This window comes from Coleofasciculus sp. LEGE 07092, assembly GCF_015207375.1.
In the GTDB taxonomy this organism is placed as follows: Bacteria; Cyanobacteriota; Cyanobacteriia; order Cyanobacteriales; family Coleofasciculaceae; genus LEGE-07092.
Genome location: NZ_JADEWY010000168.1, coordinates 1 through 12025, shown reverse-complemented (window position 1 = coordinate 12025; position 12025 = coordinate 1). Strand labels below are relative to the sequence as shown.

The following is a 12025-nucleotide window of genomic DNA, read 5'->3' as shown; positions in this document are numbered from 1 at the left end:
GGGTAGGGGGGCTTGATTTTGCGGGAAGTAGGGGGATTGTCCGGGTACTGGGTTGTAAGTGTTGTACCCCGATGCGTTGGGATTTACGGGTGCAGGTAGGGGTGCCTGGGTTTGTGGTGCATAAGTAAACTGCCCCATCCCTGGATTGTAGCTATTAAACGGCGCTTGGTTCTGAGTGGGTGGCACAGGCCAAGCTTGCGGGGGTTGTGGGATGTACGAATACTGCCCCATGCCTGGGTTGTAGTTTGTTGCTCCCATCGGCACTCCCCCGGCTGGCATGGGAACAACGATTACCATTTGTGGCGCATAGGGCAACTGCCCCATGTTGGGGTTGTAGTTCGTTGCTCCCATAGGCATTCCCCCGGCTGACATGGGAACAACAATTACCATTTGTGGCGCATAGGGCAATTGTCCTCCTCCCGGATTGTAAGGACTTGCACCAACGGGCATCGAAGTAGCGGGGATGTAGACCGGAGATTGTCCCCAGGTGGGATTGTAAGGACTTGCACCAACGGGCATCGAAGTAGCGGGGATGTAGACTGGAGTAGGAGTTTGTGGATAGGCAGGATACTGTCCCAAAGTGGGATTAGTGTAGCCATTCGCTCCCACCGGTAAGGAGGTGGCGGGTATGTAAGCTGGATTGGGGGTTTGTGGATAAGCAGGAGACTGTCCCCAGGTGGGATTGTAGCCATTCACTCCCATTGGCACCATGCCGGGTGATGGTGAAGTAAAAGGGAAGGCGGGAAGCTGCCCCACGGTGGAGTTGGATCTACTGGAACCCCCAGGAATTGGATTGGAGGGGACTGGTAGGGGTGGTAAGGGTAAGGACGGAAGTTGTGCCAGGGTTAGATTGGCAGGGGTTTGGGATTGTTCTGACTTGTTGGAAGAAACTTGACTACAGACGGTATCGTCGGTACAGTTGCGATCGCTTTTGGGTGTTTGTTGCTCTAAATCAGGATTGGATTCGCTTTCCGTTGTTAGTTTTTCTTCATCAGTGGCGCTCGATTGATTGGTAGAGGGCAAACTGTTTTCCCTAACGCTTGGGGTAGGATTGGCGGCAATATTAGTTGAATAAGACTCCTCGAACTCCCCCGACTCCCTTTTTAGAGAAAATGGAGAAGTAATACTTTCCTCTCCTGTTAGGAGATGGGTTGGGGGAGAGCTATCCCTGGCCGTATGGGGAGTGGCAGTTAGTGCAACAGCTACTGCCGAAGGGTCGGGAGTTGATGGAGAAAGGTTATGGGCGACTGAGATAGGTTGATGGTTTGCAAAGGATAAGCGAAGCGATTCTTTACCCTTTAGATTTTCTTCAGCAGTATGGACTGGTGTTGTTGTCTCTGCATCGGGGGGGTTACTCCAATTTGCTGACGGTTCTTGCCAATCGGCTACCTGTTGGTCTGAGGGATTTGCCTGAGCCGATTCAATACCCGTTAATCCTAGCGCCCAAAGAACGATAATTGAGCCAGCGCCAAGCAGGTTCATCCATAGCAAGAGTTTTAGAAAGATACATTGAGCCGAATCAGGGGAGACTGTTAATTTCATTGCCGGGATTGTTTGGCTGATAAATGTTTTCCCTGCACCCTGTCGCCACTCTAGCAGAGGGATTTGTATTTGGCGACTCTTACGATTTCTGTGTAATTAGTGCAGAACTATTGTCCTCAAACACCTCATTAAACCAGGGGAAACTGATTAACTAAAATCCTAATTTTTTCCATATAATCCGGACGATTTGAAGGCGCAATTTTCTATCTTTGCAGGGGAATTTTGCCAAAACTGCCTAGGTAAAGGCAATTTCAGCGATTGACGTCCAATTTTCAATAGAGTGGAGACTGACTTACATTCCCTAAATCGATTGATAAAGGCAACGCTTGATTCACTCTATAGTGATCGCCCACAGGAGAGTACAGAGGCTTATTGACAAATTAATCCCTAAGTTCTCGTGTGAAGTTACCCTCTTCGAGAGAGACAGAGAGCTTTAAAGACTAGAACTCCTATACTCTGATGTTCTATGAATTGACAGGGTTAATCAATAAAAATACCGGAAACACAGCTACTTTGACTCTACAAAATTGCTGCTGGTTTTATAGACCGCAGTCTTACGGATTTTTCCCTTACGGAAAAAAATGCAGTCCGTAGTATTACGGATCTCCCCATCAAGGTAAAAATTTGCACCCCTGACAAATTCTAGCTCTTGTCGAAGCTGTGAAGCCACTGCTTGATATAACAGAGCTATTAAAATACTCTCTTCGTAGAGATGCCCCTTCTCTAAATTAGCAAAGAACTGGGATAGACAACGGGAAAAGGCAAAGATCAAAAGAATTGTGGCTTTTCCTTTTCTCTTTTACCTTTCCCCCTTCACTAAAAATCCTTACGGATGGAGAGCCGCACCCTCAATGCCTAGGGTGGGTCAAGATACTAGCGACCGATGCCTACATAGCGGAACCCCGCATTTTCTAGCTCTTTAGGGTCTAGGAAGTTCCGACCATCAATCATCAGAGGATTATTCATCAGCTTCGCCATCTTGCTATAGTCGAGATTCTGGAATTGTCCCCAATCTGTAATCAGGACTAAGGCATCGCAGCTATCTGCCAGTCGTTCTGGATCAGTTTCCACAATGACACCAGATAAACCGTGGCGCATCCCAGTTTGGGAAATAATGGGATCGTAGGCTTTGACTTTCGCTCCTAGTCGGTTGAGTTGCTCAATGATATTAAGGGCTGGGGCATCTCGCAGGTCATCGGTATCGGATTTGAAGGTCAGACCAAGCAAACCGACGATTTTGCCTTTAAGAATTTTGAGTTCTTGCTGGAGTTTTTCGATCGCAATTAGGCGTTGGCGCTGATTAACGTTCACTGCCGCCTTGAGCAGTTGGGCTTCGCAACCATAATCATCAGCGGTATGAATGAGAGCTGAAACATCTTTGGGGAAGCAAGAACCGCCCCAGCCAATACCAGCTTGTAAAAACTTGCCGCCAATCCGAGAATCAAGACCAATACCCTGAGCAACTTGAGTAACATCAGCTCCAACGCGATCGCAAATGTTGGCAACTTCGTTAATAAAACTGATTTTGGTTGCCAGAAAAGCGTTGGCAGCGTATTTGACCATCTCCGCCGAACTGAGGTCGGTGGTGACTACAGGGACGGGAGGCAGGGATTTGTCCTCTGCCACTTGACGCTCAACAATAGGAGCGTAAAGTTCCTGCATCATCGCCAGTGCGCGTTCACTATTGCTACCGAGCACAATCCGATCGGGGTTGAAAGTATCGTAAATGGCAGAACCTTCCCGCAAGAACTCTGGGTTGCTGACTACATCAAACTCAGTAGTTGTCTGAGCTTTTAGCGCTTCGATTTCTTCTTCGCCCCCGACACTCACCATAGACGGCTGACGCTCTGTCACGCCATCTAGTACAATCATCCGCACCCAATCGCCAGAACCAATTGGCACGGTTGACTTATTGACGATGACTTTATAGCCGCCGTTGAGATGAGTTCCAATACCACGGGCTACCGCTTCAACATAACGGGTATCACTTTCACCCGTCGGCATCGCTGGCGTTCCCACTGCGATAAATAAAATTTCGCCATGAGCAACACCAGCACCTAAATCGCCAGTAAATTCGAGACGTCCAGCCTGGGTATTTGCCTGCATCAATTCCGAGAGTCCGGGCTCATAGATTGGTGACTGCCCAGATTTCATTAATTTAACTTTCTCTTCGTTATTGTCTACGCAAATAACATGATGTCCGATTTGAGCTAGGCAAACACCCGTTACTAAACCAACATATCCTGTACCGATAACACAAACACGCATAGAGCTGATCCTCACTGTATTAAGAAGTTAGGACTCAGGGAAGTCTTGCCTTTTGATTATCCCTTGGTAGAACACCCTGAGTGAATATCGTTGCTTAAAGATTTGATGAAGCTAGACGACCTCCTTCACGACTAGGTTAAGCGATCGCGAAAATCGTCTACAGTCATTTTTAACCCATCTTGCAAGGGAACTGTAGGTAGCCAACCTAGCAACGTCTTGGCTTTGGTAATATCGGGACGGCGACGTTGTGGGTCGTCGATTGGTAAAGGTTTGAATATAATCTCCGCGTCGGGATTGACCATCTGCTGAACCGCCTGAGCAAGTTCTAAAATCGTGTATTCGTCAGGATTCCCTAAATTTATCGGTCCGGTATGTTCGCCGTTCATCAACCGGATCAGTCCTTCTACCAAGTCAGAAACATAGCAGAAGCTGCGGGTTTGCGAACCCTCTCCGTATACTGTGAGAGATTCACCTTTAAGAGATTGCACGACAAAATTGCTCACCACTCGACCGTCATTTTCTAACATACGAGAGCCGTAGGTATTAAAAATCCGAGCTACCCGAATTTCCACGTTGTTCTGCCAATGGTAGTCAAATGCCAGGGTTTCTGCCACTCGCTTCCCTTCGTCATAACAGCTACGCGGACCGATGGGATTGACATTTCCCCGATAATCTTCTGGCTGAGGATGTACTAGGGGATCGCCGTAAACCTCAGAGGTGGACGCCAATAAAAATCTTGCTTTGACCCGCTTGGCTAACCCCAACATATTCAAGGTTCCCATAACGTTGGTTTTAATGGTCTTGACGGGGTTGTATTGGTAGTGAATCGGCGAGGCTGGACAAGCGAGGTGATAAATTTGATCGACTTCTAACCGAATGGGTTCGGTAATGTCGTGGCGGATCAATTCAAAGTAGGGATGGTCTAGCCATTTTAAAATATTACGCTTGCAACCCGTATAGAAGTTATCCAAACAGAGGACTTCATGCCCATCTGCCATTAATCGATCAATTAGATGGGAGCCGATAAAACCAGCACCACCAGTAACCAATATTCTCATAATTTGCAAGGACAGGTTTACCAATCGGACAGAGTTAGGTAGATTTTTCAATTTCTACCATCCTACATTTAAACCTATACCGATAACTCCCAATCGAGCTAAAAATGTCTAAATTGGTGACTGAGAGTGCAATCTAGCCAATTGAAAGTTAAAAAAAAATCAACACCTCTAAAGGATTTTTTTCATTTTTAAGACCCCAACGTTTCTACTAGCTTTTTAGTGGGAGAGTATCAACAATAAGGGACAGAAGACTGCGAGGACTAGGAAGGCGAGTACCCTACTAAGTATCAAGTCGCAATACAGCCATAAATGCTTCTTGAGGAACATCCACCGTACCCAATGCTTTCATCCGCTTTTTCCCCTTTGCCTGCTTCTGAAGCAGTTTTTTCTTACGGCTGACATCGCCACCGTAACACTTCGCCAGTACGTCTTTGCGCAGTGCGGGGATATGTTCGCTGGCAATCACTCGACTGCCAATTGATGCTTGCAGAGGAATTTTAAATTGATGACGGGGTATTAATTCCTTAAGTTTTTCCACTAGAGCGCGACCAACGTTGTAAGCTTTGTCACGGTGGACGATCATGGCTAGGGAGTCAACCCCATCACCGTTAATAAGCACATCCAGTTTCACAAGGGGGTTTTCGCGATAACCGATAAGCTGGTATTCCATGCTGGCATAGCCGCGCGATCGCGATTTCAACTGGTCAAAAAAGTCAGTGACCACTTCTGCTAATGGTATTTCATAGACTAGGGTCGTTCGTCCTTGGGTCAGATACCGCATATCCTTGAACTCACCCCGCCGAGTCTGACACAGTTCCATCAGCGTTCCCACGTAGGTTTCCGGTGTAATCATCTCGACCCGGACATAGGGTTCTTCAATTGTCTCACGTTCCTGGGGAGATGGTAGAAGACTGGGGTTGTCAATTTCGAGAACTTCACCTGTATGGGTCGTGACTCGATAAACCACAGAAGGTGCTGTGATAATTAAATCCAGATCATATTCCCGTTCCAATCGTTCTTGCACAATTTCCATGTGCAGCAAACCCAAAAAGCCGCAGCGGAACCCAAATCCCATGGCACTAGACGTTTCGGGTTCGTAGTTTAAGGCAGCGTCATTTAGCTTCAGTTTATTCAAAGCCTCCCGCAAATCCTCGTATTGGTCAGCGTCAGTGGGGAATAAGCCGCAAAACACCATGGGTTTGGCTTCAGTGTAACCGGGTAAGGGGGTATCGGCAGGGGCTGTTGCTAGGGTAATCGTATCGCCTACACGGGCATCTTCTACGGCTTTGATGGCGGCGGCAAAGTAACCTACCTCTCCGGCGTGCAGTTCATCAACTTGAACTTGGATGGGGGACAGGATACCAAGTTCGTCAATTTCGTATTCTTTTTTGGATACCATCAAGCGAACCTTGTCACCTTTTTTGACTGTGCCATCCATGACCCGGAAATAGACAATTACACCCCGGTAAGGGTCGTAATAACTGTCAAAAATCAAGGCTCGTAGTGGCTTGTTAAGGTTATCTTCGGGGGGCGGTACTAGATGTACAATAGATTCTAGAATCTCATTGATCCCAATACCTTCTTTTGCTGATGCCAGAATGGCTCCACTACAATCAAGACCAATGATCTCTTCAATTTCTGAGATCACCCGTTCGGGTTCGGCTCCGGGTAAGTCGATTTTATTGAGAACGGGAATAATTTCCAGATCATGCTCTAAGGCTAAGTAAACATTAGCTAGAGTCTGAGCTTCGACACCTTGGGACGCATCTACAACCAGCAGTGCTCCTTCGCAGGCAACTAGCGATCGCGACACTTCATAGGAGAAATCCACATGACCCGGAGTGTCAATTAGATTCAGAACATACTGTTCCCCATCGCTGGCGGTGTAGTTCATCCGGGCGGCTTGCAGCTTGATTGTAATCCCCCGTTCTCGTTCCAATTCCATGTTGTCTAGGAACTGTTCTTTCATGTGTCGGTCACTTACAGTACCAGTGGTCTGTAGGAGCCGATCAGCTAAGGTGGATTTTCCATGGTCGATGTGGGCGATAATCGAAAAGTTACGGATGCGAGAGACAGAAACGTCAGTCATAGCGATTGGTGATCACAAAAAAGTCGGCAACAGGGAATTGGAGTAGCACTTAATGTATTTTAATGTTTCTACCCCTGATGCGGATGAAACTCTTTCAACCGGGAGAATGGAGAGGTCTTTTTTGACCCATCACTTATCGCCAGTGCGCTCCTTGCCAGTTATCGTAAAATGTAGAGTAGGGGACTAACAAAAGCCAAACATGAACAATCATGCCGTACATCGAGAGCATTCAGCGGACAAGGAAGAAATTTCTATCCATTTGGACGCTGAACTGTTAGACCAAATTAAGCACCTGACCAACGATCCGAGTAAGGTGATAGAAACGGCAATTCGTCAGTGGCTCAGAGGTGAACGCGAGCGGGATGATGAACTAACCCGTACCTTGAGGCGAAATCCACCCGTGCCACCGCGCGGCGAATGGAATGACTGATAGTCTCGTAAGATAGCGTCGCCTTGAAAGATTGCCTGGAGCTTCAGGCTACTAGAGGTTGCATTTACATTTGAGGGTAATGGCTAATCCTTTTGTTGCTTGTAGTTTTCAGGTTTTTTGTAGATGATTGCTCCCGCTAATTTTCATAATTCTCGATTTGGGTATACCAATATGCAATCTACTGCACAAGGCAAGTCTAGCTTTTTGCAGGAGCTGGGTTCCGATCTAGTTTTTACTCAAGATGGATCGGCTCAGTACCACTCCTTTTACTGGCGAGATTCCCAGCAATATGGTCTGACAGAAGAGCAAGTAGTTGGACTTCCCCTAAGCGATACGTTTTATCCCATTGCTCTCGAAGCTTATCGGGATCAAATTCAACGGATCTTAGAAAACCGGACTCCAGAACGCTGTATCCACTCGTTTTCTTACCATAATCAAGTTTTTCCGTTTGAGTTGATCATCAGCCCGATTTTAGAAACCGAGGGCAAGGCAGAGAAGGTGCTGGTTATCGGTCACCTTTTACCTGAGGGGTCAGTCCAGAAGGTGATTGACTCCCTTGTACCCATCAGCCTAGACCCCAATCAAAAACTGCTCACCCAGATTGCCCGCAAAATTCGTCGCACCTTGGATCTCGATATCATCTGGCGGCAGACGGTGGACAGTTTGGGCAAAGCACTTCAAGTCAACCGCTGCATCATCTGTTCGTACCAACCCGAACAGCCAACGGTCAAGGTAGAGGGGGAGTATTGCCAGGACTCCTTTAGCTCGATGCTGGGGAGACAGTTGGAACTCGAGGCTGAACCTTGCTTAAAACAGGCGCTATTTAGTCCCGATCCGGTGGTCGCCGATCGCATCACCCCAGGTGACTTTCAGCAGCAATCAGTGCTAGTCGTTTCTACGTCCTATCAAGACGAGCCAAATGGTTTGATCAGCCTGCACCAGTGCGATCGCCACCGTCAGTGGAGCGATGCTGAAATAGAGTTGGTGCGAGAATTAGCCGAACAAGTTGGCACGGCGATCGCCCATGGTACGCTCTACAAAGAGCTAGAACTAGCCAGAGAGTTAGCCGAAGAACTGTCCCGTCTTAAGAGCGAGTTTCTGGCTAACACCTCCCACGAACTCCGCACTCCTCTCAATGGCATGATCGGATTTCTCAAGCTAATTCTGGAAGGAATGGCTGACGATCCTGAGGAGCAGCGAGAATTTATCCAGGAGGCTCACAATTCAGCCCTGCACCTGCTCAACATTATCAACGATATCCTAGATATCGCCAAGATTGAAGCTGGGAAAATGGAGCTGGAGTTTAGTCCAGTCGAACTCGAAGAACTCTTTAGTAAAGTTCAAGACTTTACTAAACAACAGGCACAGCAAAAGAACTTAAGCTTTAGTCTTGAAAAACCCGCCACCCATGATGGAATTATCCTGTATGGCAACTATCAACGGCTGCTACAGGTGATGTTAAATCTGGTTGGTAATGCCATCAAATTCACCGATGAAGGAGGCATCACTATCAGTGCGGAGGTACATAAGAAGAAAGTTCCCTTTCAAGGGCAGGAATTTCCTGGGTATGTGAAAGTCCGAGTCGCAGATACCGGCATAGGTGTTTCCCTCGATATGCAGGATAGACTGTTTCAATCATTCAGCCAAGTTCAAGGAGGACTCAACCGCCCTTACGGGGGTACGGGGTTGGGATTGGCTATATCTCAAAAGCTTGTGGAAACGATGGGTGGTGTTGTTCACTTTTTCAGCATGGGCGAAAACTTAGGTTCAACCGTTACCTTCACGATACCCCTGTATCAGGAACCCGTAATAATGTCTAAAGCTGATTAATACACTAGGTTTTGGCGGAACTCTTCCGATTCTGCGATAGCAAGATGTTACTTGGGATGTGAAAATTTATTGATTCTTAGTCGTCAGCTCTTATTTTAACTTTGAAGGTAGGATAGGAAGCAGCAGAGCGCTAGGATGAAGTATAGTGCAGCTCAAGTAGCAACTTACGAGGTTAATATATGTCCCAAACCTTATCCCCACCCTTGGCACTCACTCCTGAAAACGTCGAAGCCGTCTTGGACGAAATGCGCCCTTACCTAATGGCGGATGGCGGCAACGTCGAGTTAGTTGAGATAGATGGCCCGATCGTTAAACTCCGGCTTCAGGGTGCCTGCGGGTCTTGCCCAAGTTCCACCATGACCCTGAAAATGGGAATTGAGCGGCGTATGCGGGAATTTATTCCCGAAGTCGTTGAAGTTGAGCAAATTCTGTAATTTTTGTCTCGTGGGTGAGTTAAGAGTTAAGAGGTATAGAGTTTAAAGGATTCGTGTCATTCATCTGCCTTTACTCTCAACTCTTAACTCTCTCTAACTCTTAACGATGTCTTATCCGTTATACGTCGCCTTTATCTGGCATCAACACCAGCCCCTGTATAAAAGCCGCAATGGACTCTCTGTGTCAAACGGGCAGTATCGTTTGCCTTGGGTGCGGCTGCATGGGACAAAAGACTACTTGGATTTAGTGCTGCTCCTAGAACGCTATCCCAAGTTGCATCAAACGGTGAATCTGGTGTCTTCGCTAATTTTGCAGCTTGAAGATTATATCGCGGGTACGGTCTTCGATCCCTATCTAGAGTTGACTCTGACACCGACTGAACAACTCAAGACCCAACAGCGGCAATTTATTATCGAGCATTTCTTCGATGCCAATCATCACACGATGATTGACCCTCACCCCCGTTACGCCCAACTCTACCAGATGCGGCTGGAACAGGGTAAACTGTGGTGCCTGGAAAACTGGACGCTGCAAGATTATAGCGACCTGTTAGCATGGCACAACCTCGCCTGGATCGACCCGATGTTTTGGGATGACCCAGACATTGCCAGGTGGCTGGAACAGGGACAAAACTTTTCCTTAGGAGATCGGCAGCGAATTTTCTCCAAACAGAGAGAAATCCTGCGCCGGATTATTCCCCAGCACCGGCAAATGCAAGCAGCGGGTCAGATAGAAGTGACAACATCGCCTTATACTCACCCGATTTTGCCCTTACTCGCCGATACCCATTCCGGTCGAGTGGCAATTCCCCAGATGACCTTACCCCAGCAGCGCTTTCAGTGGGAGGAGGATATTCCCCGGCACTTGCGGAAAGCGAGGGAGATGTATCAAGACCGCTTTGGGCAGATGCCCCGTGGATTGTGGCCCTCAGAGCAGTCCGTCAGTCCCCATATTTTACCCTACATTACGGAAGCGGGATTCAAATGGATCTGTTCTGACGAGGCGGTATTAGGTTGGACGCTCAGGCACATTTTCCACCGAGACCAACAGGGGAATGTTTCGGAACCTGAATTACTCTATCGACCCTATCGCCTAGAGACACCCCAGGGTGATTTAGCGATCGTGTTTCGTGATCACCGCTTGTCAGATTTGATTGGGTTTAGCTATGGCAACAGGGAAGCAACTTGGGCAGCAGCGGATTTTGTGGGGCATTTAGAAGCGATTGCTCATTCCCTCAAAGACAGACAGCCTCAGGATAGCACTTCGTTAGCACAACCCTGGTTGGTCACGATCGCTCTTGATGGAGAAAATTGCTGGGAGTATTACGAAAGAGATGGTATCCCCTTCCTAGAATCGCTCTATCAGACCCTCTCCGACCATCCAGATATCAAACTCGTCACGGTTTCAGAGTTTATCGAACAGTTTCCACCCACTGAAACGCTTCCAGCCGAGCGGTTGCATAGCGGGTCTTGGGTGGATGGCAGCTTTACCACCTGGATTGGCGACCCCGTAAAAAATCGAGCGTGGGACTTGCTGAGTGAAGCGCGGCAGGTGCTGGCAAACCATCCAGAAGCGACGGAAGAAAATAACCCCGATGTGTGGGAAGCCTTGTACGCCGCAGAAGGCTCGGATTGGTTCTGGTGGTTCGGTGAAGGTCATTCCTCCAACCAAGATGCCATGTTTGACCAATTGTTCCGGGAACATTTGAGTGCGATTTATCAGGCGTTAAACGAACCCATTCCCCGTGTACTCAAGCAACCCCTAGAGAGTCATGAGCGATCGCTCGAACACCGACCGGAAAGCTATATCCATCCTGTCATCAGCGGTATGGGAGATGAACAAGATTGGGATAAAGCCGGTCGCATTGAAGTGGGAGGCGCACGGGGTACAATGCACCGCAGCAGCATTATTCAGCGACTGTGGTATGGTCTTGACCACATCAATTTTTACTTGCGGCTAGATTTTCAGGCAGGTATCCAAGTTGGGAAAGAAATCCCCTCGGAGTTGCATCTGCTGTGGTTTTATCCCGACCAAATCATGTACAACAGTCCCGCACCTTTGGTGGAATTACCGAATGAAGCGCCGCTTAATTATTTATTTCACCACCATTTGAGAATTAATTTGCTGACGGGATCAACCTGGCTGGAGGAAGCCGGGGAGCATTATCAGTGGCATCCCCGTAGGAGTAACGCCCGCATTGCACTCAATCGTTGCTTAGAGGTAGCCGTTCCGTGGGCAAATTTGCAAGTGGAGCCAGATTATTCGCTGCGGTTGGTATTGGTTATGGCAGATAACGGAATTTTCCGCTCTCCTGTACTGGAAAAGAGTTTAGTGGCGTTACAGGCACCGTAGGGGCGGGGGAGCGGGGGGAGA

7 protein-coding genes and 1 pseudogene are annotated in these 12025 nt (G+C 48.0%); 4 read left to right on the top strand and 4 right to left on the bottom strand.

Annotated features, from left to right (window positions below; genetic code table 11):
* The 4 genes and pseudogenes from IQ257_RS26575 to lepA all read right to left on the bottom strand — a co-directional run.
* Window positions 1–1542 (bottom strand): annotated as a pseudogene (locus IQ257_RS26575) (hypothetical protein); the annotation flags it as partial.
* Window positions 1543–2415: 873 nt separating this feature from the next.
* Window positions 2416–3810 (bottom strand): UDP-glucose dehydrogenase family protein, encoded by a 1395-nt coding sequence (locus IQ257_RS26570; RefSeq protein ID WP_193880061.1) that lies wholly within the window; start codon window positions 3808–3810, stop codon window positions 2416–2418.
* A 131-nt stretch (window positions 3811–3941) separates the two neighbouring features.
* Window positions 3942–4868 carry a UDP-glucuronic acid decarboxylase family protein gene (locus IQ257_RS26565; RefSeq protein WP_193880063.1) on the bottom strand — a complete coding sequence of 309 codons (927 nt, stop codon included), beginning with the start codon at window positions 4866–4868 and terminating at the stop codon, window positions 3942–3944.
* Between the two features lie 280 nt (window positions 4869–5148).
* Complete coding sequence (lepA, locus tag IQ257_RS26560; protein WP_193880066.1) at window positions 5149–6957, bottom strand: translation elongation factor 4; 1809 nt, start codon at window positions 6955–6957, stop codon at window positions 5149–5151.
* A gap of 199 nt (window positions 6958–7156) precedes the next feature.
* Between lepA and IQ257_RS26555 the strand changes: the two genes are divergently transcribed.
* From IQ257_RS26555 to IQ257_RS26540, 4 genes are all read left to right on the top strand, one after another.
* Window positions 7157–7387 (top strand): type II toxin-antitoxin system CcdA family antitoxin, encoded by a 231-nt coding sequence (locus tag IQ257_RS26555; RefSeq protein WP_193880071.1) that lies wholly within the window; start codon window positions 7157–7159, stop codon window positions 7385–7387.
* A gap of 171 nt (window positions 7388–7558) precedes the next feature.
* Window positions 7559–9217 carry an ATP-binding protein gene (locus tag IQ257_RS26550; RefSeq protein WP_228061050.1) on the top strand — a complete coding sequence of 553 codons (1659 nt, stop codon included), beginning with the start codon at window positions 7559–7561 and terminating at the stop codon, window positions 9215–9217.
* A gap of 179 nt (window positions 9218–9396) precedes the next feature.
* The gene (locus tag IQ257_RS26545; protein WP_193880075.1) at window positions 9397–9651 is read left to right on the top strand and encodes a NifU family protein; all 255 of its coding nucleotides are present in this window, start codon (window positions 9397–9399) and stop codon (window positions 9649–9651) included.
* 106 nt (window positions 9652–9757) lie between these two features.
* A complete protein-coding gene (locus IQ257_RS26540; protein ID WP_193933348.1) occupies window positions 9758–12004 on the top strand; it encodes a glycoside hydrolase in 2247 nt (748 codons plus the stop codon).
* Window positions 12005–12025: the final 21 nt, after the last annotated feature.